At 52.2% G+C, this 26751-nt stretch carries 28 protein-coding genes and 1 tRNA gene; 18 read left to right on the forward strand and 11 right to left on the reverse strand.

Annotation, left to right across the window (positions count from 1 at the left end):
* Positions 1–48 precede the first annotated feature (48 nt).
* The 4 genes from JXQ85_RS04545 to JXQ85_RS04560 all read right to left on the reverse strand — a co-directional run bounded on the left by JXQ85_RS04545 (position 49) and on the right by JXQ85_RS04560 (position 4819).
* Positions 49–3108, reverse strand: a complete 3060-nt coding sequence (locus tag JXQ85_RS04545; protein WP_421747695.1) for a valine--tRNA ligase — start codon at positions 3106–3108, stop codon at positions 49–51.
* Between the two features lie 513 nt (positions 3109–3621).
* Positions 3622–4041: an SRPBCC family protein gene (locus JXQ85_RS04550; RefSeq protein ID WP_421747696.1), complete on the reverse strand. Its 420-nt coding sequence runs from the start codon at positions 4039–4041 to the stop codon at positions 3622–3624.
* Positions 4038–4397, reverse strand: coding sequence for an ArsR/SmtB family transcription factor (locus JXQ85_RS04555; protein WP_421747697.1), 360 nt, complete (start codon positions 4395–4397; stop codon positions 4038–4040). Before JXQ85_RS04555 ends, JXQ85_RS04550 begins: the two co-directional genes overlap by 4 nt.
* Positions 4394–4819: a cupin domain-containing protein gene (locus JXQ85_RS04560; RefSeq protein ID WP_421747698.1), complete on the reverse strand. Its 426-nt coding sequence runs from the start codon at positions 4817–4819 to the stop codon at positions 4394–4396. Before JXQ85_RS04560 ends, JXQ85_RS04555 begins: the two co-directional genes overlap by 4 nt.
* A 113-nt stretch (positions 4820–4932) precedes the next feature.
* On the opposite strand from JXQ85_RS04560, the gene JXQ85_RS04565 reads away from it, so the two are divergent.
* Positions 4933–5385: an MmcB family DNA repair protein gene (locus JXQ85_RS04565; RefSeq protein ID WP_421747736.1), complete on the forward strand. Its 453-nt coding sequence runs from the start codon at positions 4933–4935 to the stop codon at positions 5383–5385.
* Here the strand turns inward: JXQ85_RS04565 and JXQ85_RS04570 are convergent, their stop codons facing one another.
* Complete coding sequence (locus tag JXQ85_RS04570) at positions 5386–5574, reverse strand: DUF6324 family protein (RefSeq protein WP_421747699.1); 189 nt, start codon at positions 5572–5574, stop codon at positions 5386–5388.
* 83 nt (positions 5575–5657) lie between these two features.
* On the opposite strand from JXQ85_RS04570, the gene JXQ85_RS04575 reads away from it, so the two are divergent.
* The 5 genes from JXQ85_RS04575 (at position 5658) to JXQ85_RS04595 (ending at position 9975) form a co-directional block, all read left to right on the forward strand.
* On the forward strand, positions 5658–6587 hold the full coding sequence (locus tag JXQ85_RS04575; protein ID WP_421747700.1) for a bifunctional helix-turn-helix transcriptional regulator/GNAT family N-acetyltransferase: 930 nt from the start codon (positions 5658–5660) through the stop codon (positions 6585–6587).
* A 63-nt stretch (positions 6588–6650) separates the two neighbouring features.
* Positions 6651–6727, forward strand: a tRNA-His gene (locus tag JXQ85_RS04580).
* 349 nt (positions 6728–7076) lie between these two features.
* The gene (locus JXQ85_RS04585; protein ID WP_421747701.1) at positions 7077–8063 is read left to right on the forward strand and encodes a sialic acid TRAP transporter substrate-binding protein SiaP; all 987 of its coding nucleotides are present in this window, start codon (positions 7077–7079) and stop codon (positions 8061–8063) included.
* A gap of 69 nt (positions 8064–8132) precedes the next feature.
* Positions 8133–8693, forward strand: coding sequence for a TRAP transporter small permease (locus JXQ85_RS04590; RefSeq protein WP_421747702.1), 561 nt, complete (start codon positions 8133–8135; stop codon positions 8691–8693).
* 4 nt (positions 8694–8697) lie between these two features.
* Positions 8698–9975 (forward strand): TRAP transporter large permease, encoded by a 1278-nt coding sequence (locus JXQ85_RS04595; protein ID WP_421747703.1) that lies wholly within the window; start codon positions 8698–8700, stop codon positions 9973–9975.
* Between the two features lie 49 nt (positions 9976–10024).
* On the opposite strand, the gene JXQ85_RS04600 is transcribed toward JXQ85_RS04595, so the two are convergent.
* Positions 10025–10333 (reverse strand): DUF6476 family protein, encoded by a 309-nt coding sequence (locus JXQ85_RS04600; protein ID WP_421747704.1) that lies wholly within the window; start codon positions 10331–10333, stop codon positions 10025–10027.
* Here JXQ85_RS04600 and JXQ85_RS04605 point away from each other — a divergent pair.
* The 4 genes from JXQ85_RS04605 (at position 10332) to JXQ85_RS04620 (ending at position 14791) form a co-directional block, all read left to right on the forward strand.
* Complete coding sequence (locus JXQ85_RS04605; RefSeq protein ID WP_421747705.1) at positions 10332–11369, forward strand: RluA family pseudouridine synthase; 1038 nt, start codon at positions 10332–10334, stop codon at positions 11367–11369. The two genes, JXQ85_RS04600 and JXQ85_RS04605, sit on opposite strands and share 2 nt — an antisense overlap.
* A gap of 436 nt (positions 11370–11805) precedes the next feature.
* Positions 11806–12702, forward strand: coding sequence for an RNA polymerase sigma factor RpoH (gene rpoH / locus JXQ85_RS04610; RefSeq protein WP_421747706.1), 897 nt, complete (start codon positions 11806–11808; stop codon positions 12700–12702).
* Between the two features lie 218 nt (positions 12703–12920).
* Entirely contained in the window at positions 12921–13757 is an 837-nt protein-coding gene (locus tag JXQ85_RS04615) for a hypothetical protein (protein WP_421747707.1), read from the forward strand.
* Positions 13758–13810: 53 nt separating this feature from the next.
* A complete protein-coding gene (locus tag JXQ85_RS04620; RefSeq protein ID WP_421747708.1) occupies positions 13811–14791 on the forward strand; it encodes a Gfo/Idh/MocA family protein in 981 nt (326 codons plus the stop codon).
* A gap of 48 nt (positions 14792–14839) precedes the next feature.
* On the opposite strand, the gene JXQ85_RS04625 is transcribed toward JXQ85_RS04620, so the two are convergent.
* The 3 genes from JXQ85_RS04625 to JXQ85_RS04635 all read right to left on the reverse strand — a co-directional run bounded on the left by JXQ85_RS04625 (position 14840) and on the right by JXQ85_RS04635 (position 18024).
* Entirely contained in the window at positions 14840–16660 is a 1821-nt protein-coding gene (locus JXQ85_RS04625) for a M3 family oligoendopeptidase (RefSeq protein ID WP_421747709.1), read from the reverse strand.
* Positions 16661–16804: 144 nt separating this feature from the next.
* Entirely contained in the window at positions 16805–17734 is a 930-nt protein-coding gene (locus JXQ85_RS04630; RefSeq protein ID WP_421747710.1) for an alpha/beta hydrolase, read from the reverse strand.
* On the reverse strand, positions 17734–18024 hold the full coding sequence (locus tag JXQ85_RS04635; RefSeq protein WP_421747711.1) for an SCP2 sterol-binding domain-containing protein: 291 nt from the start codon (positions 18022–18024) through the stop codon (positions 17734–17736). Before JXQ85_RS04635 ends, JXQ85_RS04630 begins: the two co-directional genes overlap by 1 nt.
* A 73-nt stretch (positions 18025–18097) precedes the next feature.
* Here JXQ85_RS04635 and JXQ85_RS04640 point away from each other — a divergent pair, with 73 nt between their 5' ends.
* From JXQ85_RS04640 to JXQ85_RS04660, 5 genes are all read left to right on the forward strand, one after another.
* Positions 18098–18658, forward strand: a complete 561-nt coding sequence (locus JXQ85_RS04640; protein WP_421747712.1) for a tetratricopeptide repeat protein — start codon at positions 18098–18100, stop codon at positions 18656–18658.
* A gap of 15 nt (positions 18659–18673) precedes the next feature.
* Positions 18674–21478, forward strand: a complete 2805-nt coding sequence (locus JXQ85_RS04645) for a helicase-related protein (RefSeq protein WP_421747713.1) — start codon at positions 18674–18676, stop codon at positions 21476–21478.
* Between the two features lie 73 nt (positions 21479–21551).
* Positions 21552–21929: an RNA-binding S4 domain-containing protein gene (locus tag JXQ85_RS04650; protein ID WP_421747714.1), complete on the forward strand. Its 378-nt coding sequence runs from the start codon at positions 21552–21554 to the stop codon at positions 21927–21929.
* A gap of 50 nt (positions 21930–21979) precedes the next feature.
* Positions 21980–22318: a ferredoxin FdxA gene (gene fdxA, locus JXQ85_RS04655; protein WP_421747715.1), complete on the forward strand. Its 339-nt coding sequence runs from the start codon at positions 21980–21982 to the stop codon at positions 22316–22318.
* A gap of 295 nt (positions 22319–22613) precedes the next feature.
* Positions 22614–23123 (forward strand): CarD family transcriptional regulator, encoded by a 510-nt coding sequence (locus JXQ85_RS04660; protein WP_421747716.1) that lies wholly within the window; start codon positions 22614–22616, stop codon positions 23121–23123.
* A 90-nt stretch (positions 23124–23213) separates the two neighbouring features.
* Here JXQ85_RS04660 and JXQ85_RS04665 read toward each other — a convergent pair whose 3' ends face one another.
* Positions 23214–23762, reverse strand: coding sequence for a helix-turn-helix domain-containing protein (locus JXQ85_RS04665; protein WP_421747717.1), 549 nt, complete (start codon positions 23760–23762; stop codon positions 23214–23216).
* 108 nt (positions 23763–23870) lie between these two features.
* Between JXQ85_RS04665 and JXQ85_RS04670 the strand changes: the two genes are divergently transcribed.
* Both JXQ85_RS04670 and JXQ85_RS04675 read left to right on the forward strand, forming a co-directional pair.
* On the forward strand, positions 23871–24578 hold the full coding sequence (locus tag JXQ85_RS04670; RefSeq protein ID WP_421747718.1) for an AzlC family ABC transporter permease: 708 nt from the start codon (positions 23871–23873) through the stop codon (positions 24576–24578).
* On the forward strand, positions 24571–24870 hold the full coding sequence (locus tag JXQ85_RS04675) for an AzlD family protein (RefSeq protein ID WP_421747719.1): 300 nt from the start codon (positions 24571–24573) through the stop codon (positions 24868–24870). The genes JXQ85_RS04670 and JXQ85_RS04675 overlap by 8 nt, the downstream gene beginning before the upstream one ends.
* Here the strand turns inward: JXQ85_RS04675 and cobS are convergent.
* The gene (gene cobS / locus JXQ85_RS04680) at positions 24867–25613 is read right to left on the reverse strand and encodes an adenosylcobinamide-GDP ribazoletransferase (protein WP_421747720.1); all 747 of its coding nucleotides are present in this window, start codon (positions 25611–25613) and stop codon (positions 24867–24869) included. The genes JXQ85_RS04675 and cobS overlap by 4 nt on opposite strands.
* Before the next feature lie 113 nt (positions 25614–25726).
* On the opposite strand from cobS, the gene cobT reads away from it, so the two are divergent.
* Positions 25727–26737: a nicotinate-nucleotide--dimethylbenzimidazole phosphoribosyltransferase gene (gene cobT / locus JXQ85_RS04685; RefSeq protein ID WP_421747721.1), complete on the forward strand. Its 1011-nt coding sequence runs from the start codon at positions 25727–25729 to the stop codon at positions 26735–26737.
* Positions 26738–26751 lie beyond the last annotated feature (14 nt).

Consider the following 26751-nt stretch of genomic DNA (forward strand, 5'->3'; position numbering starts at 1 on the left):
CAAAACGCCCGCCTGATCGGCGGGCGTTTGTTTGTCTATAGACGAAGTTTAAGCGATTTCTGCAACCCGCTCGAGGGCTGCTTTCAGTTTCGCTTCTTCTTCCTCGCGAGCCGCCAAATTGGCTTTTGCTTCAACAACAACTTCTTCTGGCGCTGAAGCCACGAATTTTGGATTGTTCAGACGTCCACGCAGGCCACCGAGTTCTTTCGCAAGCTTGCCGAGATTCTTTTCAAGGCGCGCCTTTTCTGCGGCCACGTCGATAACACCGGCCAGCGGCAGGCCAAAGGTCGCGCCATCCACGGCCACAGTTGCACAGCCTTTCGGGAAGTCGTCGACTTTCTCAAGGCTTTCCAAACGCGCGAGTTTAAAGATCAACGCTTGGTTCGCGGTGAAGGCCGCGTCGTTCACGTCAGTAATCTGCGTCGCAACCATTGGGATTTTTGATCCTGCTGGCACGTTCATCTGCGCGCGGGTAGACCGAACTGCTTCGATGGTCTGGATCACCCAGTTCATCTCGCGATCAGCATCCGCATTGACCAATTCTTTGCCATAGGTCGGCCAAGCTTCGTGAACCAGCATCCCGTCGCGCTCTGCAGTTTGGCCCCAAAGCTCTTCGGTGATGAACGGCATGATTGGGTGCAGCATGATCATGCATTGATCCAGCACCCACCCCATAGTCGCGCGCGTTTCGGCTTTGACTGCTTCATCTTCGGAAGACAGCAAAGGTTTCGCGAATTCGACGTACCAGTCGCAGACCTTGCCCCAAGTGAAGGCATAAAGCGCATTGGCGGCATCGTTGAAACGGAAGCTATCTAGTGCTGCATCCACTGTTTCACGGGTTTGCGCGACTTCGCCGATGATCCATTGGTTCACGGTTGCGGTCGCGTTCGGCACCTCGCGAGATGGCGCGCCATTTGCGTAGACTTCGTTCATCTCAGCAAAGCGCACGGCGTTCCAGATTTTGGTGCCGAAGTTGCGGTATCCTTCGATGCGTTTCATGTCGAGTTTCAGCACGCCGCCCAAAGCCGCCATGGCAGCAGAAGAGAAGCGCAGGGCGTCGGCACCGTATTCGTCGATGATGTCCAGCGGGTCCATGACGTTGCCAGTGGATTTGCTCATCTTCTTGCCCTTGGCGTCGCGTACAAGGCCATGCAGGTAGACGGTGTCAAACGGGATCTGATCCACGACCGCCAGCTGCATCATCATCATACGGGCCACCCAGAAGAAGAGGATGTCCTGACCGGTGATCAGCGTGGAGGTTGGGAAATACTTCTGCATTTCCGGCGTGTCTTCAGGCCAGCCGAGCGTGCCGATGGGCCAAAGGCCGGAGGAGAACCAAGTGTCGAGGACGTCGGCTTCTCGGGTGAGAGCGATATCAACGTTGTTGCCGATTTCTGGACCGTTTTGAGACGCAGCAAGAACTGGAACGCCGTGAGTTTGAGTATTTCCTCGTACATCAACCATTACCGTGCCAGAGAAAACTCCTGAATAATGCGCCTTAGCGTTTTCAATTGCTTCAGCTTCTGATGCTGCGCAAAATACTTCAACGCCATCAATGTTGCTGCCTTGAGGATCGATTTTAGGGCCATACCAAACCGGAATCTGGTGACCCCACCAAAGCTGACGAGAGATACACCATGGCTCGATGTTCTCTAGCCAGTGGTAGTAGGTTTTCTCGCCGCTTTCCGGCAGGATTTTCACGTCACCATTGCGCACTGCATCCAGTGCCGGTCCAACGATCTTGTCAGTTTCAACGAACCATTGGTCCGTCAGCATAGGTTCGATTACCACTTTGGAGCGGTCGCCAAACGGCTGCATGATCGGCTTATTTTCTACGAATGGTACGGTTTCAGTCACTTCAGACTCGTTGCCGTCTTCATCTTTAACCGTTTTGGTCTCAGAGATCATCACTGCGAGGCCTTCGGATGTGATCTGATCGACCACAACTTTACGCGCTTCAAAACGATCCATGCCACGAATGTCATCAGGGATCAGGTTGATCGCATCGACTTCGTTTTCGGTAAACGCGGCACCGTTTGCATGTGCTTGCGCTTTCACCGCCTCTTCGGCGTATGGGGCTCCGTCGGCACGCATCGCGCCTTTGGTGTCCATCAGGCGGTACATCGGGATGCCACCGCGCTTGGCGACTTGGTAGTCATTAAAGTCATGCGCGCCGGTGATCTTTACCGCACCAGAGCCAAAGTCCTTGTCAGGATATTCATCGGTGATGATTGGGATCAGGCGGCGGTGCTCTTTTGGGCCAACCGGGATTTCGCAGAGCTTGCCAACGATGGGCGCGTAACGCTCATCTGACGGGTGAACCGCAACAGCGCCATCACCCAGCATGGTTTCTGGACGCGTGGTGGCGATAGAAATGTAGTCGCGCTCTTCTTCAAGCGTGATGTTCCCGTCTTCATCTTTTTCGACGTAGGTATATGTCACACCTTCGGCGAGCGGGTATTTGAAGTGCCACATGTGGCCGGCAACTTCGATGTTTTCCACTTCGAGGTCAGAGATCGCGGTTTCAAAATGCGGGTCCCAGTTCACGAGGCGCTTACCGCGATAGATTAGGCCCTTGTTATACATCTCAACAAAGACTTTGATGACCGCATCATGGAAGTTGCCGCCCGCTTCGTCCTCGGGTGCGCCCGGGGCGCCGGACATTGTGAAGGCGGTGCGAGAGAAATCAGCGGATGCGCCGAGGCGGCGCAGCTGGTTAATGATGGTGCCGCCGGATTGGCCTTTCCATTCCCAGACTTTTTCTAGGAACGCTTCGCGTCCAAGTTCAGCGCGGGAGGGCTGTTGGTTTTTGGCCAGCTCACGTTCCACAACCATCTGCGTCGCGATGCCCGCGTGATCGGTGCCGGGTTGCCACAGCGTGTCAAAACCCTGCATCCGCTTCCAGCGCATCAGGATGTCTTGCAGCGTGTTGTTGAAGGCGTGACCAATGTGCAGAACGCCCGTGACGTTCGGCGGCGGGATCATGATGCAATAGGTGGAGGCTTCGGGCTTTGCATTGGCCCCGGCCTTGAAACAACCCGCCTGTTCCCAGGCGTCAAAGAGGCGGCTTTCGGCCTCGGCTGCGTTAAATGTCTTTTCCATCGCCATCTGCGTCATCCTGCGTGCGGTAAACTCGAGTTCCAGCGAGGTTTAACCAATGGGAGCAGGGAGGGAAAGGTGGTGATTGTGCCATATGGCAACCACCAATGCCTCTGGCGGGGGTATTTTGCCAAAAAGAAAACGTTGGTCGTTAGACTAGGGGAACAAATGGAACGCCGCAGCCTGCAAGAGTTGAGAGGACAATGAGGGCGAAAAATTTGCGTTTCATAAAAAATCCTTGCGTTTGATAGGGCGTATCAAGCGGATTTCTTTATTGAGATGCAAGGGGGAAGAATTCGTGAAAAGTGGCGGGCCCGCAAACGCAGCCGTGGGGTAATCTCAATCCCGGGGACCTGTATGTACAGGTGGGCGCCAGGTAAGTGGACCAGGATCCAAACAGAGCCAGCTCCCGTGGAATTGCTTAAGGCCACTGGATTGCTACCGGATCACGAGAAGGGCAGAACCCGCCGAGCCCACACATATGTATTGTTTCGCGTGTGGGCAAGGGGGCGTAGACAGTGCTTAGTCTGCGTGGATATCTGCGCGCATCCGGGCCATGTGGTCTTCCCAGCCTTTGTCCAGTGCCAATGCCAGACCAAAGGTTTCTTCACTGGCAGGCAGGTCTGAATGGGTCAGATTGAGACGTGTTCCGCCCGGAACCTCTTGCAATGTCCAAACAACATGGCTGCTGGCCCCATTCATTGGGGCGATTGAGAATGTCATTTCAAGGCGTTCAAAGGGATTCGCGACCGTTGTTTCACCCCACATAAGCTTTTGGCCACTTTCCGTGCCATACATTTCATAGCTTTGGCCTGCAGCTAGCGACTTAGTTGGTTTGTGAAACCAGATTGCCAGCTTGTCTGGATCTGTAAGGTATGACCAGACCTGTTCTTTGGTGGCACGAAGTATGATGGATTTTGTCAGGGTTGTTGTCTGTGTCATGATTTGTCCTGTGGTTCAGATGAGTGGGCAATATCGGCTTCGATGGCATCGGCCAGATTGGTGAGTTTGTCGTCCCAGAAGAGATCGAAATACGCCAGCCAATCAGTAATGGGTGCAAAACCACTTGGTAGGATTTGATTGAGCTTTTCGCGTCCTTGGGCGGTGACCTGTATGAAGCCCCCTTCGGTCAAAATAATGAGGTGCTTTTTGACCGCAGCACGGGTCATGTCGAAATTTTCTGCGACCTCAGCGATGGTCATAGAGCGCTGTTTTAACAAGATTAAAATCTCGCGGCGCGTCGGGTCGGCGAGCGCACGAAAAGCGGCCTGCGGGCCGTCAAGCTGTGCAACCGTCATTGGGCGACCACATTAAAGTCAAATGCCCCGTCTTGATAGAGATAGGCCACACAGGGTATGTCAGAAATGCAGGCGCTTTGGTGCGGGATTTCCGCAGGGATTTGATAAAATCCTCCGGGCCCAATTGGCATAACATCCGCTGGTTTCTGATCTTGGCGCCAATGGCGCATTTCGCCAGAGATCATCACACCAAACATATTGGCCGTTTTGATATGAGGCGGACTAACCAAACCTGCAGGAAGTTTGACCATAGCCTGATATGGGCCGCTGAATCGGTCTCCGTTTAAATCGGCAAACGCCACGCCTTCAGGTGTCTCAACCCAAGGCAAGTCACTTGGCGAAAAGGTTTTAATGTCATGGCTCAGGGCCGCAAAAGCAGATGTGCTTAGGGTCATGGCGCAGAAAAACAATAGGTGGCGCATTGGGGCTCCCTTAATGATACCAAATGGTACCCTTTATTTGTGATACCATTTGGTGTCATGTCAACAAGTAATTTGCGCTTGCATTTTGTTCATGAATTGTTCACGTTTTGATGATGGATCATGAATTGCAACCAGGGCAACTATTGGCGCGCGGTGTCTCTCGGCATCTTCGCAGCCATGGTTATGTTTCTATTGAAGAATTTGTGCCCGAGCGTGGCAAGCGCGTGGATGTGATCGCACTGGGGCCAAAGGGCGAAATCTGGGTGATCGAATGCAAATCAAGCCGCGCTGATTTTCAGTCTGATCACAAGTGGGAAGGGTACCTAGAGTGGTGTGATCGTTATTTCTGGGCGGTCGATACGGAGTTTCCAACCGAGCTTCTGCCTGATGGAACCGGCTTGATCATTGCTGATTCCTACGACGCCGAAATCATTCGCATGGGGCCAGAAGACAAGCTACCGGCCGCGCGTCGCAAGAAGATTATTCAGAAGTTTGCAATGGATGCGGCGCGCCGCTTGCACCGGTTCCGTGATCCAAAAATGTCAGCCCTTCCAGAAGAAGACTGATTATTTAGACATATTTCTGGCTGTCGCTGCTGCGGCGCGGATCTCTTCCGCTATTTCTTCTGCCTCTTCGGGGGAGAAATCCATTGGAATCTCGAGATCACCCGCATCAATGAAAATACGTACAAAGCCTTTGTCGGTTGGACCGATTTGTAGATTGGCTTCGATATCGCGTTCAGTGTTGATACCCATGATGTTCTCCGATTTGTGCTGAATTGGCATATCGCTGTTATGGGGCAGGGGGCAAGTGTATATTGCTTGACTTAGTCAAGTAAATGCGATTGCTTAGCCATATGGATCACATTGCACATATTCGCGCGTTCAATCGCGACTACACCGTTCGGCTTGGCTTGTTGGAAAGCTCATATCTTGGGTCAGGTCAGACGCTGACGCAGATTCGGGTCCTTCAAGAGATTTATCTGGCAGGCCAAGACGGTATCGCTGCCCGCGAGATTGCGCAGCAAATCAATGCTGACGAAGGATATCTGAGTCGGATCCTCAAGACCTTTGAGCAGAAAGGGTGGCTTGCACGAAAAGCAGATGCACAGGATGCGCGTCGCAAATTGTTGTCGCTGACCGCAAAGGGACGTGCGATTTATGAACCCTTAAGCTCAGCCTCAGCTGCGTTGATCGGTGATATGACAGGTCATCTGTCACAAGACGGGCGGCATCAGCTTTGCCATGCCTTGGCTGCGGTTCAACGCCTGCTTGATCACACCCCAAGAGAGGTTCGACTTCGCGGACTTGAAGCGGGTGATCTGGGGTGGATTACAGAAGCGCACGGTCGAATCTATGCCGCTGAAGAAGGTTATGATCTGCAGTTTGAAGGATTGGTGGCGCGCATTTTGGCGGACTACGTTAACGATCCTCACCCAAGCAATGCGGCCTTTATTGCCGTTGATGGCTTTGGGCAACGATTGGGATCGACCTTTGTCGTTCACGAGGACGATCAAACGATGCGTTTGCGCCTGGTTTTGCTTGAACCAGAGGCGCGGGGCACGGGGCTGGGCGCCCGAATGCTAGACCAGGCGCTTGATCATGCAAAAGCCAATGGATACCGGAAAATGATCTTATGGACCCACAAAAGCCTTAAGGCTGCTGGAGGTCTCTATCAGAAGGCAGGCTTTGAAATGATTGAGGAAAAGGCGGGATATTCCTTTGGTCTGGATGTTGTGGAACAAGTTTGGGAAAAAACCTTGGCTTGAACGCTATTTTCTCGCAAACCGCCCTTGCATTCGCTAAACTGGAAATGTAAATCGCGCTGCAGTGCCGCCTTAGCTCAGTAGGTTAGAGCGCCTGATTGTGGATCAGGAGGTCCCCCGTTCGAGCCGGGGAGGTGGTACCACCCTTCTTCTTTCTAAAAATCAATCCAACGGAAAACGAACGTTGTTCGGCTTCTTAGCCAATCGCGATGCGCCTTGGTTTGTTGGGGCTTTTGATCAAATACCTCTTCATTGTCATAGTACCAAAATTCCATAAATTAGCATAAATATTTTCATTATTGACCTTAAATGATTCTTTGGTCATACCATACCTGTCAGCGGGAGGCGGGCAGAAAAGGTGTTTGGGGAGGTCCATAAGTTGGCTTCACACGTAACGGCATGATTTGCCTCACCGTGGTGGACAATTTATTTGAGCCATACACTTAGGTTGCCAATAGTTCTTCTGTGCTGATTTTGTCATAGGAGGAAGATATGAAACTATCGACATTTACGAGCTGCGCTGCTGTTTCTTTGGGTTTCTTTGCAATGGCACAGTCCGTGAACGCAGCTGAACTGAAGTTCGCGCACGTTTACGAAGTGAGCCATCCCCTGCATCATGCTGCGGAAAAAGCTGCTGAGCTGTTTGCTGAACGCACCGATGGGCGCCACAGTATTGCTGTGTTTCCTGCGTCATCGTTGGGCAAAGAAACAGACCTAAACGAAGGGCTTTCTTTGGGAACTGTGGACATCATCTATACTGGTGCAGGATTTGCAGGATCCTTTTATGGCCCGGCATCGATGACAGACTTCCCATTTACATTACGTAACCTAAAGCACTGGGAAGCCTATTACGATAGTGATGTCTTCAAAGGCGTTGCAGAAGGCTATGCCGATGCCACTGGTGGGAATGAAATCTATTCGGTGAGCTACTATGGCTCGCGTCACGTGACAGCGAACAAACCGATTTTGAGCCCCTCGGATATGCAAGATCTTAAAATCCGCGTTCCAAATGCGCCAGCTTACGTATTGTTCCCAAAAACCATTGGGGCAAATCCGACGCCTATGGCCTTTGCTGAAGTCTATCTTGCGTTGCAGCAAGGGGTTGTAGACGCTCAGGAAAATCCTTTGACAACCATTCAGGCAAAGAAATTCCACGAAGTTCAGACGAATATCAATTTGACGGGTCACATTGCTAACTCGATCTTTACTGTAGTTTCTAGCGTCAGGTTGTCTTCTTTGAGCAGCGAAGACCAAGCCATTCTGAATGATGTTCTGGATGAAACAGCTGCATGGTCAACAGAGCAAATCGTGAGTGCTGAGGGTGAATTGGCGGATTGGTTCCGCGCTCAGGGCGTCACTGTAAACGAGGTTGATCGCGCGCCGTTTATCGAAGCGGTTGCACCGGCTCTAAAGAGTGATGATTTGCCGTTTCCGGCTGAGCTCTTTGAAGCCCTTCAGGCGATGCCTGACGCAAATTAACCTTAGAATATTCCTCGGCCGAACGTAAAAGCTTGGCCGGGGTCTTTATTGCTTTGGAAGGGTGTAGAAATGGCATCTCAAGAATCTGATATTGTTGACCAATTGGTTGGTGAAGTTGAAGAAATTACCGATGACATTTCTGATGTTAGTGTCCTAGATATTCCGGTCTTGGTGATTTTTACGACCTTATTCGTGATTGTCGCTCTGCAATTTTTTACTCGATATGTTTTGAACGATAGCCTTGGTTGGACTGAGGAAATCGCTCGATATCTTTTAATCATGTTAGCCTTCATCGGCGGCATCAGTTGTGTGCGCAACGGCAAGCACATCTTTCTAGAGTTTGCCTATCATTATCTGCCAGTTAAAACGATCAAACCTATTGTTTTGTGTGTCGAGCTGATTGTGACTGCGTTTTGGACCTATGCAGGATTTTTAGGCATTGAACTCGCAGAACGCACGAAATCCAATTTCGTGTCGATCCAGCTTCCTAAGGCCTATCTTTATTATGTGGTGGTCGCTGGTTGTTTCTTGATGGCCGTATTTGCCGCAAAAACAATGATCCGTGAATTCTCAAAGCCTGCAGATATTTTGGTTCAGGAAAAACTTCAGCAAGCGATTGAGGGACAGTAAAGCTATGGCGTTGACAGTACTTTTTATCCTCCTGGTTCTCTTTTTGATAATGGGCGTGCCAGTGGCGGTTTCGCTAGGCTTGTCGTCGTTGGCGTATATTATGATAAAAGGTCTGCCTGACGTCCTTTTGATCCACCGGATGATCGGTGGCGTTGACAGCTTCCCATTGCTGGCGATCCCGTTTTTTATACTTGCCGGTCATCTGATGAACACAGGTGGGATCACCACAAAGATTTTTACTTTTGCACGGTCTCTAGTCGGGTGGCTTCCAGGTGGGCTGGGGCACGTAAATGTTGGTGCAAGCGTGATTTTTGCAGGTATGTCTGGTGCTGCAGTCGCGGATGCTGGCGGACTTGGTAACGTTGAGATTAAGGCCATGCGTGAAGCAGGTTATGACACAGATTTCTCAGTTGGAGTAACGGCGGCGTCTTCGACGATTGGTCCAATTATTCCACCGTCCCTGCCATTGGTGATTTACGGTGTCATGGCGTCTGTCTCGATTGGTGAGCTTTTTGCTGCCGGTTTGATTCCCGGATTGTTGATGGCGGTGAGCTTGATGGTGATGGTCGCCTGGTATGCTTGGAAACGCGATTATCCGCGCGATAGCCGTGCAAGCATCGGGGCGATTTCCACATCTTTCAAACACGCTTTACTTCCGCTTATGACGCCGGTGATCATTGTCGGAGGCATTGCGACTGGGGTTTTCACTCCGACCGAGGCTGCGGTCGCTGCTGTATGCTATGCGCTTCTTTTGGGGTTATTGGTCTATCGTTCTTTGACATGGCGACATCTTGTGCGCGTTTCGATGGATACCATTCAGACGTCTGCATCCATCCTGTTGATCATCGCCTCAGCCGCCGTTTTTGCTTGGATTTTGACATCTGAACAAGTGGCAACAAAATTGGGGGCTGTGCTTTTAGGCGTAACGGACAACAAGCAGGTCTTACTCGTGATTATGATGGTGATTGTACTGTTGATCGGCCTCTTCATGGAAACCATCGCGGCCATCACCATATTGGTTCCGGTATTGATGCCAATTGCTGTAACAGCGGGCATTGATCCTGTTCACCTGGGTATTTTGCTGATTTTGAATCTAATGTTGGGGTTGTTAACCCCCCCGGTTGGTATGGTTCTGTTTGTGTTATCGGAAGTTTCGGGGGTGCAATTTGAACGCTGTGTCAGGGCGACTATGCCCTTCTTGGTGCCGTTGATCATCGTATTGTTGCTGGTGACATTCATTCCACAAATTGCACTGTGGCTACCGGAAAAGGTCTATCGCTAAGCATACGATTGGCCTTTCGGTCTAAACGTATCGAGGGTCATAGAGCTGCTTATTCGATGAGGATTGTTTGTTTCAGTTGACCGGTTAGGGCATCAAAGATCAGGATCTGATTGTCAGCTGTTACAACAGCATACCATCCATCGCCGCGGGTAAAGGCGGTGGCCTCTGACCCATCGGGCAAAGAGATGCTGGTCGGCATTTCGGGGCCCGCTCCATAGAAACGGGTGACAAGCAGCGCCACGACCACTACAAGCCCGCCAATCATCACTGCTGTGAGTACCGTGATCAATCGGCGGAGAAACTGCAGATTCGCCGGGAGTTCCGGTTCAAGAGTGTCTTGCTCAGGAGTTTTTGGCATGGCCACGTCCCGTATTACCTTTCAGATTGCGGATAATCCGCCTTCGCGTCTTGATAAGGCACTGGCTCGGGATGTGCCAGAAGAAGCGTCCTTGTCGCGCACACGCTTGGCTAAATTGCTTGCAGGCGGCCATGTGACCTTGAATGGGGCCGTTGTGACAGACCCTAAGGCGAAAGTTGCTGAGGATACGGAAGTAACAATTGATGTTCCCGTCGCTGACGAAAGCCACATCGGTCCCGAAGACATTCCTTTGGAAGTGGTATTTGAAGATGACGATCTGATTGTGATCAATAAGCCTGCTGGTATGGTTGTGCATCCTGCGCCGGGCAGTCCAAATGGGACTTTGGTCAATGCCTTGTTGCATCATTGCGGAGACAGCCTGTCCGGGGTGGGCGGGTCAAAACGTCCGGGTATTGTGCATCGCATCGATAAAGAAACCTCTGGCCTTCTGGTGGTGGCCAAAAGCGACCGCGCGCATCACGGGTTGGCGGCACAATTCGAAAAGCACTCGGTCGAACGTTATTATAATGCGGTGGTCTACGGAGTGCCTGACGCCAATGATCCCCGTTTGCGCGGTGTGCGCGGGGTGAACTTCGAATCCAGCAATATTATGAAGATCACCACGCATTTGGCGCGGCATAAGACAGATCGCCAACGGCAGGCGGTGTTGTTTGAGGGCGGTCGGCATGCGGTGACCCGTGTGCGGATTGTTGAGCGCTTTGGCACGCCTGAGGTGGCATCTCTGGTCGAATGTTGGTTAGAAACCGGGCGAACTCACCAAATTCGCGTTCATCTGACTCATGCTGGCCATAGCCTTATCGGTGACCCGACCTATGGTGGGCGGCGCAAACTGTCCGAAAAGGCGCTTTCAATCACCGGGATCAACGCAGCTCAAAAATTTGCACGCCAAGCACTGCACGCAGCGGTATTGGGGTTCGATCACCCTGTGAGTGGCGAAAGTCTGAGATTTGAAGCGCCGCTTCCTGATGATATGGCGCAGCTCATTCACGCGTTGGACATCAAGCCAGGTAAGTGATTGCCTTGCGTTCTGGTTGATAAATCAGAGCACAGTGAGTGCGAGACTTTAAAATCTAAGGTCGTTTTTAATACGGTTGACCGCAAAATTCAGCGAGTTTTCTCGCTTCCGTTTGTAACAATAGAGTGGCCTCGTCCGCTTTTATGAGCGCGAACTTACAAGCCATGATTCACGACTTCTGTGAATTTTTGCGTAAGTGTTATGCATCTATGCATGTTTCTTTCGCTATGCATGCATTCGCGAATGTGACACATTCTGCACAAGCCAGTGAGCACACAGCCACGTGACTGGAATGTCACTTCGCCAGAGTTCACTTTAAATCTAGAAATTTGGACTAGCCCGCTTGAAAGCCCGTTAGCGCCAACCTATCTGGATGTTAAGCCTTTAAACATTCCCCTTATTGAGAGGGGATCACAGGATAAGAAAGGGACAGGACATGGGAAATTATGCGAATTTACCGGCCCCAACGCCGGAAGGCGGCCTGAACCGCTACATGCAGGAAATCAGAAAGTTTCCTCTGCTTGAGCCAGAAGAAGAGTACATGCTGGCCAAGGCTTGGGTCGAAAAAGAAGACACAGCAGCTGCTCATAAGATGGTGACATCTCACCTGCGTTTGGCAGCGAAAATCGCGATGGGGTATCGCGGCTATGGATTGCCGCAAGCCGAAGTGATTTCGGAAGCAAACGTTGGCCTGATGCAGGCTGTGAAACGGTTTGACCCGGAAAAAGGTTTCCGTTTGGCGACTTACGCGATGTGGTGGATCCGTGCATCTATTCAGGAATACGTTCTGCGCAGCTGGTCTATGGTCAAGCTGGGAACCACGTCTGCACAGAAGAAATTGTTCTTCAATCTGCGTAAAGCAAAGGCGCGCATCGGTGCGCTGGAAGAAGGCGACATGCGCCCCGAAAACGTGGCAAGAATTGCACATGATCTGGGTGTGACCGAAGCAGAAGTGATCAGCATGAACCGCCGGATGTCCGGTGGGGATGCGTCTTTGAACGCTCAGGTTGGCTCTGATGGTGAAGGCACCATGCAGTGGCAGGATTGGCTTGAAGATGAAGATGCGGATCAGGCGGCTGATTACGAAGCAAAAGACGAATTGTCTGCGCGTCGCGAGCTATTGGCTGAAGCAATGGATGTTTTGAATGATCGCGAAAAGGACATTCTGGTCCAGCGTCGTCTGCAAGACACAGCTGTGACTCTTGAAGAACTGTCTGGCCAATATGACGTGAGCCGCGAGCGGATCCGTCAGATTGAAGTCCGTGCTTTTGAAAAACTGCAATTGCGCATGCGCAATCTCGCTGAAGAAAAAGGCATGCTGTCAAAGGTTTGATACAGCTCAACAGTTGAGTTGATAGCTCTAAAAGTTCCCCCAAGACGAAGGGCTCCGCGTGATAAGCGCGGAGTCTTTTTATTTGGGCAAAAGGGGTAAATCTCCTAGGGTCGGCGAAAAAGGATAGACCATTGCAGACCATAAAGATTCACCTGCCAAAGCATCAGTTGAATGGTCGAAATGCTGAAGCGCCGGGATTTTATGGCAAGCTCTATCGGATGCTCACAGAGGCCGGGGCAGATGTCGCATTTTGCCAAAGAGAAGCGATCCATTCCGGGGCAGAGTTCGGATCAGATGCATTTCATTTTGTGCACCAAGGCCTTGTCCGACAGAAGAATGCTCTCAACACGGGTTTAAGTTACTTCCCGAAGTTTTGGTATGTCGATCCACGTGGTGTTTTTGGAGAAAGCTCGATCGCGACCAAAACATTTGATCCCCGGGCGATCAATGAAAAATGGGCTTCAGGATTTGCGCGACGCATGCGCGAACAATGGATTGACACCAGGCGTTCAAAGCACTCTCAGCCTAATGAAAAAAAGGTCATCGGACAGGGATATATCGCGGTTTTTTTACAAGGGGAATCTAAGCCAGTCAGGCGTTCATTGTATATGGAAGAGACTGAAATGGTCGAAGCTTTGCTTGCCGGTTTGCCTGACCGTCGCATTTTAGTGAAAGCGCATCCGCGCAATGATGATATCGTAACCCGCTCACATTTATTGCGGCTTGAACAAGACCACAGCCGGCTTGAATTGGTAGATGCCAACGTACACGATTTGCTGGCAGGTGCCTGTTTAAGCTGCTCGATCAGTTCCAGCGTCTCAGTTGAAGGTATGCTACACAATGTGCCTTCAATGCTATTTGGGCGTACCGATTTTCATCATTGCGCCGTGACCGTACAAAACGCATCTGATGTCCCCTATGCATTTGATATGGCGATGAAGACAGAATGGCCTTTTGAGAAGTTTTTGTTTTGGTTTTTCCGCCAAAATTGCGTTGACGAGCGGAATGAAGACTGGATTGAACCTATTCTGAAAATCCTTGCGGAAAGGCATTGAAAAAAGACGAAGTAAGGAGTTTGATAGCGCAAACATTTCAAGGGAAGCCAGAGATGAAACCAGTTCGTTGGGGCATATTGGGCGCGTCGAAATTCGCCAGTCAGTTTATGGGGCCTGCCATCCACGCAGCTGAAGGTGCCGAGTTGGCAGCTTTGGCCACGTCCACTGAGGAAAAAGCGCGTGGGTTTAAAGCGTTCTGTCCCAGCCTTCAGGTCTTTTTAGACTATGACGCTATGTTGGCTGACCCATCGATCGAAGCAATCTACATCCCGCTTCCAAATCACCTACATGTCGAATGGACAATAAAGGCGTTGCAGGCGGGCAAACATGTTCTCTGTGAAAAGCCGATCGCATTAACAGATAGCGACTATGATCGCCTTATTGCCGCCCGGGATCAGTCCGGAAAGCTGGCAGCCGAAGCCTTTATGATCGTGCAGCATCCGCAATGGCAACATGTGCGGTCGCTGGTGCAAGGGGGCGAGATTGGCAAGCTTGTTCATATTGATGGGCGGTTTTCTTTTGATAATCGAGATGCTGGCAATATCCGAAATAAGCCCGAAACGGGTGGGGGTGCGTTGCGAGATATTGGTGTCTATGTCCTCGGTGCTGCTCGATTTGTGACACAGGCTGAACCAACGAAAATTGCAGCGAGCATTCGATGGGAAAATGGCGTTGATGTTTTCACTCAAATTGGCGCGGAATTTGGGGGTGCTACTTATTCAGCATATGTCAGCACTCGGATGCATCCTGCGCAGGAAATGGTGTTTCATGGGGAAACAGGCTTAATCCGCGTACCAGTCCCTTTTAATGCGAGGGTCTTTGGTGAACCGGTGGTTGAGATCCACAAAATGGGTCAAGTCGGCGGCGGCACGGTAGTTGCGCAGCGGTTCCCGGCGGATGATCAATACAAACTGCAGGTCGAAGCCTTTGGCCGTTCCGTTCGAGACAAGGGCAATTACCCTTGTCCGCTCGAATTCTCACGCGGAACTCAGGTCGCGATGGACCGTATCTTTGAGGTCGCTACCGATTTGTAGAATGGTCGATAGGTGGTAAGTCCCGGGGTGAAACCCCGGGACGTGCCGTTAGCCTTCCATCGCTTCCAGCTCGTCGATCATTGACGAGATCATGGACAGACCTTTGTTCCAGAACTTCGGATCACTTGCATCTAAGCCAAACGGAGCCAGAAGCTCTTTATGGTGCATAGAACCACCGGCCTTGAGCATGTCGAAATATTTCTCTTGGAAATCTTCGCCACCCTCTGCGTAGACTGCGTAAAGCGCGTTTACCAATCCATCGCCGAAAGCATAGGCGTAGACGTAGAATGGGCTGTGTACGAAGTGAGGAATATAGGCCCAGAAGGTTTCGTAACCTTCCATATATTCAAACGCAGGCCCAAGGCTCTCAGCTTGAACTGACATCCAAAGTGCATTGATGTCTTCCGGTGTCAGCTCACCTTCGCGACGGGCCGCGTGCAGTTTGCATTCAAAGTCATAGAACGCGATCTGACGGACAACCGTATTGATCATGTCCTCTACCTTGCCTGCGAGCAAAACCTTGCGCTGTTCTTGCGTCTCCGCAGAGTCCAGCATTTTGCGGAAAGTCAGCATTTCACCAAAGACCGAAGCAGTTTCTGCCAAAGTCAAAGGCGTCGAAGACAGCATTTCACCCTGTTCAGCCGCCAAAACCTGATGCACGCCATGCCCAAGCTCATGCGCCAAAGTCATGACATCGCGCGGTTTGCCCAGATAATTCAGCATCACATAGGGGTGGACGTTGGTGACAGTGGGATGCGCGAATGCTCCCGGTGCTTTACCCGGTTTGACCTCGGCATCAATCCAGCCGTCGGTAAAGAATGGCTTGGCGATATCCGCCATGCGTGGGTCAAAGGCCGCATAGGCCTCCATCACGGTTTTTTCCGCCTCATCCCAAGGAACTGTGCGTGTGTCTTCCATTGGAAGCGGCGCGTTGCGGTCCCAGACTTGCAACACGTCCAAGTCCAACCATTTGCGCTTTAGCTCGTAATATCGATGGCTTAGGTCTGGATAAGCGTTAACGACAGCGTTGCGCAGGGCTTCTACGACCTCTGGCTCTACGTGGTTTGAAAGGTGACGGCCATGCTGCGCAGACGGCATATTGCGCCAGCGGTCGAGCACTTCTTTTTCTTTTGCTTGCGTGTTGTGAACGCGCGCGAAGGTTTTGATGTTGGCCCCGAGAACCCGTGCAATCTCACGCGAAGCCGCCTCGCGTTTGCTGCGATCCTGTTCGGTGAGAAAGTTCAGGGTTGCTTCAATGTTAAGCTTCTCGCCTTCCATTTCGAACTCAAGACCGGCGATGGTTTCGTCAAACATGCGCTCCCAAGCATCGCCCACGACACCAAGATCGTGCAAAAATTTCTCAAGCTCGTCAGACAATTGGTGCGGTTTCATCGCACGGATACGATCAAACACCGGCTTATAGCGCGCAAGGTCGGCGTTTTCGGCGAACATCGCTTCAAGCCTGTCATCGTCAAGGCGGTTCAGCTCTAGTGTGAAGAACACCAGCGGGGTTGAGAAGTCTGTCAGCGCTTCTTGCATATTGGACATGAACTGCGCGCGTTCTGCATCCACGGTCAGTTGGTAATAGCGCAGACCCGCGTAAGACATGATACGGCCAGAGGTCTGGCTGATTTTTTCATTGCGCAGCACACAGGTCAGCAATTCGGCGGCAGAAAGCTCCGCCAATTTGCCTTCATAGTCTGCTGCGAAAGCTGCGCATTCTTTTTCCAGCCATGCCAGGTCTGCTTCGAGTTCAGGTGCTTCAGGGCCGGTGTATAGATCGCTGAGGTCCCATTCGGGCAGGTTCCCCAGACCTTCGCTGCCAGAACTGGCGTTGGCATCTCGGACAGGAAAGGGCAGGTTCAGCATAGGGGCCTCGTGGTTTTATTAAATAAGTCTGTTTGCACTGAGATAGGCAGAGGTCAGGTCAGGGTGCAAGGGGCTGCCTTGGTTTTGATTGCTTTAAACCATTCAACGCATCAGGCACGTGCGGTGATTAAGGGGCAAAAAGCGCTAAAGTTCTGCGTCAAACGAGGCTGCAATCTTGCCCATGATCGACGCGCGCGTCTTTGCATCTTCCATCAAGACTTCGTGTTCACCGGCTTGTACAAGTTCTAACGTGCCTTTGGGCCAGGCCTGCATGCGTTTTTCGATGGCATCTGTGTCAACGACGCTTTCGTCGGTACCAAGGAATGTCAGACAAGGTAAATCAGGTGATGGTAGGCGCGATAAAGCTCCGCATTCACGCAATGCTTCGTTGACCCAGCGAATAGACGGGCCGCCGATACACAGAGCGATATGGTTGCGCGCTTGTGCTTGAAGCCGCGCATACATGCCGCGATCTTTGGTCAGCAGGTTATCTTCAAACGCCGTGTCTAGAACGTAGGTTTCGTTCTTGGTGCCCGGAGCAAGCCAATTGCCTATACCTATGCCGCGTAGAACGATACTGAGAAGATAGGCCAATGGGCGGAGTTTGCCGAGGCCGATGTGCCACATTGGGCCAGTGAAGGCGGCCGCTTTGACAGGAAGACCATTCATCAGTGCCCGCAATCCAATGGCTCCTCCCATAGAGTGGGCTAGAAGAAAGTATGGCTTAGGAAAGTCAAGATCTTCAGCGGATTTCAACAAGGCCTGAACGTCACGTTGATAATCTGCGAAGTCGCCGATATGTCCTGCGTTTTCATTGCTTTGTAACCGATCAGCCAGGCCCTGACCGCGCAGGTCTATTGAAATCGTAGCATAACCACGTTTCTCAAGATCACCCGCTGCAATCGCGTATTTTTCCACATATTCGGTGCGGCCAGGGATCAGCAGAACTGTTCCCTTCGCACCTTCAAGGCCCCACGCCGCCACGCGCAAGCGTATGCCGTCATCAGCCTTGACCCAGTGAGCGTTACCAATCGGTTCGCCTTCGGGCACTGCAAAGAACGGCGCTTTTTCCATTAGGACAGAACTGATCCTAGTTTCATCGCCATGCCCATATCGCCATCCACTTTAAGCTTACCGCTCATAAAGGCAGAGGTTGGGTTCACATCACCAGAGAGAATGTCCTGGAACAATTCTGCATCAGCAGTCAGCGTTACATCTGCTTCATCGTCAGAAGCCCGCACGCCGTTGGCATCAATAATCAGGGCGCCTTCGCCTTCGATCTCGAATTTTGCAGAGCCATCAAGGGCATTATCACCCAGTTTTTCGCTTAGCGCCTTAACGGCTGCCGCCACAATATCGCTCATCTCATCAATATCCTTTGATTTGCGCCTCGTCAGGCTAGTAAATCGCGAGACGCAGGTTACATTCAAGACTGTTATGAGCTTCAAGCCAAATAATCTCAAACTTGCCGTGGCGGCAGCGGGAATGGCCCTTTGGGTCAGTTCTGCAGTTTGGGCCGAGGACAGCCGGTTGGATCGACTGATGGGAAATCTGTTGCAATCTACGCCGGAAAACGCCCATCTGATTGCTCGTGATATTCAGCTAGAATGGGAAAAGTCAGGATCTGCGACCGCAGACCTATTGCTGACGCGAGGCCGTAAGGCGCTTGAGGCCAATCAAGTGCAATCGGCCATCGAACATTTCACAGCACTTACCGATCATGCGCCGGATTTTGCGGAAGGCTGGGTTGGCCGGGCCAGTGCATTTGCGCATGCAGAAATGTTCGGAATGGCGCTGGATGACTTGGAAACTGCCCTGCATCTCAACCCAAGGCATTTTGAAGCCATCATTGGGCTCGGTGCTATTTTGGAACTGATTGAGTGGCCCAAAGACGCCTTTGAGGCCTATGAATTGGTGCGGTCTATACATCCGCATCATCCCGCCGTAACAGAGGCGCTGGAGCGACTCGAACCGGTTGTCAAAGGCCGGAACCTATAAGTCAGAGGCGGGGATATGGCCGTGCAAGGTCGGATTACGGCGGTCTTGGGACCAACCAATACAGGTAAAACACATCTCGCAATAGAGCGTATGCTGGGGCATCGCACCGGCGTGATTGGCCTGCCGCTGCGCCTTCTGGCGCGAGAAGTCTATGATAAGATCGTTGCCATCCGAGGACCACGCGTTGTAGCGCTGGTCACTGGGGAAGAACGCATTGTACCACCCAAGGCCCAATATTGGGTCTGTACGGTTGAATCCATGCCTGAAGGCATGGGTTGTGATTTTCTTGCCATCGACGAAATCCAGCTTTGTGCCGATCCAGAGCGAGGGCATGTATTTACCGACCGTCTGCTGCGGTCGCGCGGCTTGCATGAGACCATGTTTTTGGGATCAGACACCATGCGCGGCATCATCGCGGCCCTTGTGCCGGGCGCTGAGTTTATGCGCCGTGAGCGCATGAGTACGCTGAGCTATGCGGGAAGCCGTAAGATCAGCCGCATGCAGCCGCGCTCAGCCATCGTCGGGTTCTCAGTTGATAACGTCTATGCAATCGCCGAGCTCATCCGCCGCCAAAAGGGTGGGGCGGCTGTGGTGATGGGGGCCTTGAGCCCGAGAACACGAAACGCGCAGGTCGAACTCTATCAGAATGGTGATGTCGACTATCTGGTGGCTACGGATGCCATTGGTATGGGGTTGAACCTCGATATTGACCACGTTGCGTTCAGTTCGACTTCGAAATTTGATGGCCGCCGAATGCGGGAACTGATGCCTAATGAGTTGGCGCAGATCGCAGGCCGGGCCGGACGCGGAATGAGCCACGGCACCTTTGGAGTGACGGGTGAAGCGCGTCCAATGCATGAAGAAGTCGCAGATGCGATCATGAACCATCGTTTCACACCGATTAAAAAAGTGAATTGGCGTAACGCATCTCTGCAATTTGGCACGCTGAACGCATTGATTGGATCGTTGGAGGAAGCTCCGAGTGATCAGATTTTGATGAAAGCGCGCGAAGCGGATGATTTGGGCGTTCTCAAAACCTTTAGTCGCGATGCCGAAATCGCGGCGCGGGCATCGGACGCTCAGTCGGTTCGTCTGCTTTGGGATGTGTGCCGGATCCCGGATTTTCGGGGTATCAGCCACAACGAACATGCGAGTCTGTTGCAGGGAATCTACGGTTACTTGCATGAAAAGGGTCGGATTCCCCGCGATTGGTTCGCCCGCCAAGTCTCAAGAATCGATAAAATTGACGGAAATATCGATACCTTATCCAAAAGATTGGCATTTATCCGCACATGGACCTATGTCGCACAGCGAAATGGTTGGATTGATGAGGAAAACCATTGGCGAGACGAGACTCGCGCGGTAGAAGATCGCCTGTCAGATGCGCTGCATGCAAGATTGACAGAAAAATTTGTGGATCGCCGGACATCTGTTCTGTTGCGGCGGCTCAAACAGAAGGAGGCCCTTTTGGCCGAAGTGAATGACAAGGGTGAAGTGACCATCGAAGGGGAGTTCGTTGGTCGTCTAGAGGGGTTCCGTTTTCAAGCTGATAAGAGCGCTGAAGGGGCAGAGGCAAAAACTCTGCGTCAGGCGAGCTTGGCAGCCTTGGCGCCGCAGTTCCATCTGCGGGCGGATCGCTTCTACAACGCACCCGATACTGAAATTGATTATACTGAGCAAGGCGGCCTGATGTGGGGCGAACATGCTGTTGGCAAATTGGTGGCCGGCAGTGACCCATTGAAACCGACTATCACTGTTTTTGTCGATGACGAAGCTGGTCCAGATGTGGCCCAAAAGGTTGAGCGCCGTCTTCAGCATTTTATCGATCGCAAAATTGCTGCGCTATTTGAACCTCTGTTGAACCTATCCCGTGACGAAGAGCTGACAGGCCTCGCCCGCGGATTTGCGTTCCGTATGGTCGAAGCGCTGGGCATTCTGCCCCGTGGAGACGTGGCCGCAGAGGTCAAAGATCTGGATCAAGACGCCCGGGGCGCATTGCGCAAACACGGGATTCGTTTTGGCCAGTTCACGATCTTTATGCCGTTGCTGCTGAAGCCAGCTCCGACACGTTTGCGTCTGGTGCTGTGGTCCTTGGCCAAAGGTCTGGACATCTTCCCTGAATCTCCGCCTCCGGGTCTGGTCACAGTTCCTGCTGGTGAAGGCACTCCTGAAGGCTATCACGCCATGACGGGCTATCGTGCGGCTGGCGAACGTGCCATCCGCATCGATATGCTCGAGCGTCTGGCCGATATGCTGCGCACCGAAGACAGCCGGGGAGGCTTTGAAGCGAACCCAGACATGCTGTCAATCACAGGCATGACGCTAGAGCAGTTCGCGGCTCTCATGAAGGGTCTGGGTTACAACGCTGAGCGCGGTGAGCGCACCAAAGTAAAAGCGGCTGCTGTCACTGCGGAAGCAAGTGACGCAACCGAAGAAACGAAGACTGAAGGTGCTGTGCAAGCAGAGGCCGCACTGGACGCACCAGCTGAAGCTGCCATTGAAGTGGTTTCTGAGGCTGAAACAGCGGCGGAAACTCCGGCAGAACCAGAAGCAGAGGTGTTCTACACCTTCACTTGGGGCGGTGGTCGCCGTCAGAACGCCAACCGTCGCCCGCAAGGCGGTGGTCGTCGTGAAGGTGGTCAAGCCGAAGGTAAATCAGGCGGCAAGCCTGGCGGTAAACCGCGTGGCAAGCACAAGGGTAAAGGTAAACCTCGGAACGAAGGTGCGAAGCAATTTAGCGCGCGTCCTCCGAAAAAGGAAAAAGCCATCGATCCTGATAACCCATTCGCAGCTGCATTGATGGGCCTTAAGACAAAATGATCCAACGCGAAGCGTGTTTTGGATCGAAAGGCGTGCCCTTGTGGCGCGCCTTTTGCATGTCTGGAGACGCGGCATGACCGAAGCCGCAGGCAAACTGCGCGTCGATAAATGGCTCTGGTACGCGCGATTCTTTAAGACACGTTCGCTTGCAAGCAAGGTCGTTGCGGCAGGGCACGTCCGTGTGAATGGGCAAAAGATCTCCAAATCCAGCCATTCAATCAGTACAGGCGATGTTTTGACCTTTCCGCAGGCCAAAGAAATCCGCGTTGTGCGTATCGAAGCGATTGGCGAGAGACGTGGTCCGGCCCCTGAGGCGCAAGGTTTGTACTTTGATATGACCGAACGGAAAGAAAAAGTTCCACCTTCTCCGCGTTTTGAGGGAAAAGGACGTCCTTCTAAACGAGATCGCCGCAATCTCGACCTTATGAAAAACACGCGGCTTGAAGATTGACGCGACCTGATTTAGCTAGACGGTCAAATATCTAGGAAATCGAAGTACCCATGACCTACGTCGTCACAGAAAACTGCATCGCCTGCAAATATACCGACTGCGTCGAAGTCTGCCCTGTGGATTGTTTCTACGAGGGTGAGAACACTCTGGTTATTCACCCGGATGAGTGCATTGACTGCGGCGTTTGTGAACCTGAATGCCCAGCGGATGCAATCCGCCCGGACACTGAGCCAGAGATGGAAAAATGGGTCGAGTTTAACCGCAAATACGCGGAAATCTGGCCGGTGATCATCTCTAAGAAAGACCCGATGCCGGGTTATGAAGAGAAAGACGGCGAAGAAGGCAAAATGGAGAAGTACTTCTCTGAAGCGCCGGGTGAAGGTGGCTAAGGCCCTCTAAAATCAAGAAAATCTAAGCGATTCGCAGGCGTAGCAATAGATTTTGCTACGCTTTTCTCTTGTAAGGGTATGAAATTGCTTAAGAAACACCCTGATTTAAGCCGGTGCGCTTCTATCAGGGGCAATTTTGTGCTATGGTTATGTAACAAAGATATATGACCACCGATGCCATCCTGCTGGCCTGCTGCCACGGATGGTTTTTTGCGCCATAGTTGATCCTCGATGCGGAGCCCTCATTTCCGCAACGCAGATCTTTTCTGTGACGCGCTCTGTTAGGAAGGACTGCATGAGCAAATCGAAAAAGAATGAATTCCGCCCGAACGATTACGTGGTTTACCCGGCCCATGGCGTGGGACAAATTGTATCCATCGAGGAACAGGAAATCGCCGGCATTGAGCTGGAACTATTTGTAATTTCATTTGAAAAAGACAAGATGACCTTGCGGGTTCCGACCCATAAGGCGACTGACATCGGCATGCGTGGGCTCAGCTCGCCTGACGTGATCAACCAAGCCATGAAAACTCTAAAGGGTAAGGCAAAGGTCAAGCGCGCCATGTGGTCTCGTCGTGCTCAAGAATATGAGCAAAAGATCAACTCTGGTGACCTGATCGCGATTGCGGAAGTTGTGCGCGATTTGCACCGTACCGATGATCAGCGTGAACAAAGCTATTCAGAGCGTCAGCTTTATGAAGCAGCGTTGGAGCGCCTGACCCGCGAAGTTGCGGCTGTTGCTGGCGGCGACGAAGTCGCTGCAGCCAAGCAAGTCGACGATGTGTTGATGACGCGCGCAGCGTAAACTTTGCAACGTAAAGAAACAGTTAGGCCGCGCCTTTGGGCGCGGTTTTTTATAATTGGTTGAAACGTGTTTGGGTGGACGCCGCGCCTCTCAGGCGGGACTTTCCATTACCACGACCAGTAAAGCCGTCTCTGTGATTGCTTGATAGAAATGCGGTACATCAGCTGGGTAGCGGAAGTAATCGCCTTCATTAAGGTCTTCGGCAGCATCTTCTGGCCCGATTCGAGCCTGTCCTGAAATGACAAAGATATGTTCAACCGTGCCGGTAGGGTGCGCCGTGGCGTGGCGCACGTCGCCACGCGTGATCGTTGCACGGTAAAGGTCGCGACAGCGATTTGGCGGGCACTTATCAAGTACAATGGTTTGGAAGTCAGCAGATTCCGACGGGACTTCTTCTCCTTCATTTGAACGTACAAGTTTAACTTCATTCACCGGTAGCTCAAAAAGATGGCTGAAAGGCACGCCGAGCACTTCAGCAATGGCCCAAAGCGTTTCAATACTGGGATTACCTTGCCCCGATTCCAATTGAGACAGCGTTGATTTTGCCAACCCCGCTTGCTGAGCGAGTGCGGATAGGCTGATCCTTGCCTTTGAGCGTTCGCGTTGAATGGCGCGGGCAATCAATGTGGCTGGGGTCACGGGCAATTCCTGCTCTTGTTCGATTAAAAGAACATAGTTCGGTTTGACAAACGCAGCAACGCCGTTCATGTTGCCGAACAACGTTCGATTTGTCGGTTTGGAACCAAGATGTCTGAAGTCAAAGACGCATTGAAAGATGTGCTGCCTGTGGCCAGTGCGATTGCCCCTTATTCAGCTGTGTTTGGAGCGCTGGCGATCGATCAGGGCATGACACTAACGCAGCTAATGGTGACCTCAGGCAGCATTTACGCAGTGGCCAGCCAATACGTGATGCTGGATTTGATGGTGCAGGGGTTGCCCATTTGGTCGATCCTTTTGGCTGTTTTAGCCGTGAACTTTCGCCATGTTCTTTATTCGGCTGCTTCAGTGCGTTGGATAGGAGGGTTCAGCCCGCTGCAAAAGATTATGGCATTTTTTCTGTTGATTGATCCGCAATATGCAACTTGCGAGGCGCGCCACACGACCAAACCCATCACACCTACTTACTATTTTAGCTACGCAATCTGTGTGTATATCGCTTGGATGATTGCAAACCTTTTGGGTGGACTCTTTGGGAAACTACTTGGAGACACCAGCCGCTTTGGGATGGATCTCATCCTCCCCATGTTTTTTGCTGTTCTGGTGTTTGGCTTTCGTCGCAAACCGCGATTTGCGACAGTTTTAGTTGTCAGCGTTTCGGTATCAATCCTCGCCTTTTTCACTATTGGTAGCCCTTGGCACATCACTTTCGGCGGCCTGAGCGGAATCTTGGTCGCCGCCATTCTAAGCAAGCCAGACCCAGACCTAATTCAAAATACCGGGGCGCAACATGCCTGATACATATTTGCTGATTTTCCTATGTGCCTTGATCACCTTTGCAGTGCGTAGTGGCGGCTATGTTCTGATGTCCTATTTCGGGACGGTGAATCACCGTGTCGAGGCCGCGCTGAATGCGGTTCCCATCGCGGTGCTGTCGGCTTTGGTGGCCCCAACAATCCTGACAGGACAATGGCCTGACGCATTGGCCATCGCGCTGGTCTGTTTATTTTCCATGCGGATGTCGATGCTGCCAGCCATTGTATTAAGTGTCATCGCTCTTGTTTTCATGCGGCAAGTCGCGGGGCTTTAAGCCAAGATGATCAATGCCGTCAGCAGCGTAATCTGCTGTGTGGCCCCCAGCACATCCCCTGTTTGCCCATCGATTTTTCGCTGCGATAGGACCCCCATAGCGAAGGTCACAACACCGAGCAAAACAATAAGCTGAAAGGCAACCCAACCAAGGCAGACAAAGCTGATGGCAAAGCCCATACCAGCTGCTAACGCTACAGTTTGCATCGGGGGACGGCCTTGGGCATGCGACAATCCTGTGTCTCTGGCATGTGGCAGGCTGTGCATAATGGCTGGCATGGCACTGCGGGAAAGCACTTCGAGCGCAAATAAAACCCAGAACCAGTCTCCGGTCTGAATGAGTAATGTCACCGCGAACCAGCGTATGCCAATCGACAAGACCAGGGCGATGACGCCATAGCTGCCAATCTGGCTGTCCTTCATGATTTCAAGACGACGGCTCTTGTCAAACCCGCCCCAGAAGCCGTCAGCGCAATCTGCCAGGCCGTCTTCATGCATGGCGCCTGTCAAAACGATGGTGGATGTGATCCAAAACCCAGCGGCGATCGCCGGGGCAATGCCCATCCAAAGCAGTAGAAAAGTGACAACACTCGCGATCATCGCGACCGCCAGCCCGGCGAGAGGATAAGCCCATGCCGCGCGTGATACGCGGTCAAATTCCGCTTTGACGGGAATGCGCGTCAGCAGTGCAATCGATGTGCGAATATCCCCTAACGTCACAAGCGACATGTCGTCCTTTTGCACTTGGATGTCCTTTCCAGACTTGTTCGATGCGCCTCATCAGGTAAACAGCTTGCCAGCACTGAGACAAGCCCAGATGGCACGATCAGATCAAGCCATGACACGAGGACCCTGCCATGACCGCCGCATTTTCCACGCTCGACGCCTTTCGCAAACTTTTGAGTGATGCTCCTGTGTCTGATGCCAAAGCCCTAGGCGAAGCAGAAGCGCGCAATGGCCAGTTGACCAAACCTCCGGGTGCCTTGGGTCGATTGGAAGATCTGGCGATCTGGTATGCAGGCTGGCGTGCAAACCCTCGCCCAGAAATCGCGAACCCACAGGTGATTGTCTTTGCGGGCAACCACGGTGTTACAACGCAGGGCGTCTCGGCCTTTCCGGCGGAAGTGACCGAGCAAATGGTACTGAACTTCCAACATGGAGGGGCAGCGATCAATCAGTTGTCTCGCGCCGCTGGCGCAACGCTTTCGGTGCATGCGCTGGATTTGGATACGCCAACAGCAGATTTCACCAAAGGTCCAGCGATGAGCGAAGCCGAGGTCGTCGCGGCTTTGCAGACAGGCTGGAATGCTGTGGATGAGGCTACTGATCTTCTGGTTGTTGGCGAAATGGGCATTGGCAATACGACGTCAGGCGCTGCGATCCTAAACGCGCTTTATGGCGGCGAAGCGGCTGATTGGGTTGGACGAGGCACTGGTGTTGATGACGCAGGCCTTGCAAATAAAGAACGTGTTGTCACCGAAGGTCTCGCAGCCAATCCAGACCGTGCCGGCCTTGAAGTGCTGCGCTGTCTAGGTGGGCGTGAACTAGCCGCAATGGCGGGTGCCATTGCCAAAGCGCGCAGCGCCCGTATCCCTGTCATCTTGGATGGATTTATCTGCACGGCAGCAGCTGCCACTTTGGCCGCAGAAATCAATACTGCCCTTGATCATGCCGTTGCTGGCCACGTTTCCGCTGAAGCTGCACATTTCAACGTGCTGAAAAATTTGGGCAAAGAGCCACTTCTTGCGATGAATATGCGTTTGGGTGAAGCTTCTGGTGGTGCCTTGGCGATCAACATTCTGAAATCAGCAGTGGCCTGCCATTCCGGGATGGCCACCTTCGCTGAAGCGGGCGTGTCTGACGGCTAAGCTGCGTTTCTTCT

Source organism: Cognatishimia sp. (genome assembly GCF_049116455.1).
In the GTDB taxonomy this organism is placed as follows: domain Bacteria; phylum Pseudomonadota; class Alphaproteobacteria; order Rhodobacterales; family Rhodobacteraceae; genus Cognatishimia.

What these genes read in the sequence shown, in the direction of transcription:
- JXQ85_RS04675 (WP_421747719.1), top strand. Translation starts at nt 24,571, where the DNA reads ATGCCTGATACATATTTGCTGATTTTCCTATGTGCCTTGATCACCTTT.
- JXQ85_RS04560 (WP_421747698.1), bottom strand. Translation starts at nt 4,819, where the DNA reads ATGCGCCACCTATTGTTTTTCTGCGCCATGACCCTAAGCACATCTGCT.
- JXQ85_RS04605 (WP_421747705.1), top strand. Translation starts at nt 10,332, where the DNA reads ATGGCCACGTCCCGTATTACCTTTCAGATTGCGGATAATCCGCCTTCG.
- rpoH (WP_421747706.1), top strand. Translation starts at nt 11,806, where the DNA reads ATGGGAAATTATGCGAATTTACCGGCCCCAACGCCGGAAGGCGGCCTG.
- JXQ85_RS04600 (WP_421747704.1), bottom strand. Translation starts at nt 10,333, where the DNA reads ATGCCAAAAACTCCTGAGCAAGACACTCTTGAACCGGAACTCCCGGCG.
- JXQ85_RS04565 (WP_421747736.1), top strand. Translation starts at nt 4,933, where the DNA reads ATGGATCATGAATTGCAACCAGGGCAACTATTGGCGCGCGGTGTCTCT.
- JXQ85_RS04570 (WP_421747699.1), bottom strand. Translation starts at nt 5,574, where the DNA reads ATGGGTATCAACACTGAACGCGATATCGAAGCCAATCTACAAATCGGT.
- cobT (WP_421747721.1), top strand. Translation starts at nt 25,727, where the DNA reads ATGACCGCCGCATTTTCCACGCTCGACGCCTTTCGCAAACTTTTGAGT.
- JXQ85_RS04650 (WP_421747714.1), top strand. Translation starts at nt 21,552, where the DNA reads ATGACCGAAGCCGCAGGCAAACTGCGCGTCGATAAATGGCTCTGGTAC.
- JXQ85_RS04635 (WP_421747711.1), bottom strand. Translation starts at nt 18,024, where the DNA reads ATGAGCGATATTGTGGCGGCAGCCGTTAAGGCGCTAAGCGAAAAACTG.
- JXQ85_RS04550 (WP_421747696.1), bottom strand. Translation starts at nt 4,041, where the DNA reads ATGACACAGACAACAACCCTGACAAAATCCATCATACTTCGTGCCACC.
- JXQ85_RS04545 (WP_421747695.1), bottom strand. Translation starts at nt 3,108, where the DNA reads ATGGCGATGGAAAAGACATTTAACGCAGCCGAGGCCGAAAGCCGCCTC.
- JXQ85_RS04590 (WP_421747702.1), top strand. Translation starts at nt 8,133, where the DNA reads ATGGCATCTCAAGAATCTGATATTGTTGACCAATTGGTTGGTGAAGTT.
- fdxA (WP_421747715.1), top strand. Translation starts at nt 21,980, where the DNA reads ATGACCTACGTCGTCACAGAAAACTGCATCGCCTGCAAATATACCGAC.
- JXQ85_RS04595 (WP_421747703.1), top strand. Translation starts at nt 8,698, where the DNA reads ATGGCGTTGACAGTACTTTTTATCCTCCTGGTTCTCTTTTTGATAATG.
- JXQ85_RS04585 (WP_421747701.1), top strand. Translation starts at nt 7,077, where the DNA reads ATGAAACTATCGACATTTACGAGCTGCGCTGCTGTTTCTTTGGGTTTC.
- JXQ85_RS04620 (WP_421747708.1), top strand. Translation starts at nt 13,811, where the DNA reads ATGAAACCAGTTCGTTGGGGCATATTGGGCGCGTCGAAATTCGCCAGT.
- JXQ85_RS04630 (WP_421747710.1), bottom strand. Translation starts at nt 17,734, where the DNA reads ATGGAAAAAGCGCCGTTCTTTGCAGTGCCCGAAGGCGAACCGATTGGT.
- JXQ85_RS04555 (WP_421747697.1), bottom strand. Translation starts at nt 4,397, where the DNA reads ATGACGGTTGCACAGCTTGACGGCCCGCAGGCCGCTTTTCGTGCGCTC.
- JXQ85_RS04660 (WP_421747716.1), top strand. Translation starts at nt 22,614, where the DNA reads ATGAGCAAATCGAAAAAGAATGAATTCCGCCCGAACGATTACGTGGTT.
- JXQ85_RS04625 (WP_421747709.1), bottom strand. Translation starts at nt 16,660, where the DNA reads ATGCTGAACCTGCCCTTTCCTGTCCGAGATGCCAACGCCAGTTCTGGC.
- JXQ85_RS04575 (WP_421747700.1), top strand. Translation starts at nt 5,658, where the DNA reads ATGCGATTGCTTAGCCATATGGATCACATTGCACATATTCGCGCGTTC.
- JXQ85_RS04640 (WP_421747712.1), top strand. Translation starts at nt 18,098, where the DNA reads ATGAGCTTCAAGCCAAATAATCTCAAACTTGCCGTGGCGGCAGCGGGA.
- JXQ85_RS04615 (WP_421747707.1), top strand. Translation starts at nt 12,921, where the DNA reads ATGCTCACAGAGGCCGGGGCAGATGTCGCATTTTGCCAAAGAGAAGCG.
- JXQ85_RS04670 (WP_421747718.1), top strand. Translation starts at nt 23,871, where the DNA reads ATGTCTGAAGTCAAAGACGCATTGAAAGATGTGCTGCCTGTGGCCAGT.
- JXQ85_RS04645 (WP_421747713.1), top strand. Translation starts at nt 18,674, where the DNA reads ATGGCCGTGCAAGGTCGGATTACGGCGGTCTTGGGACCAACCAATACA.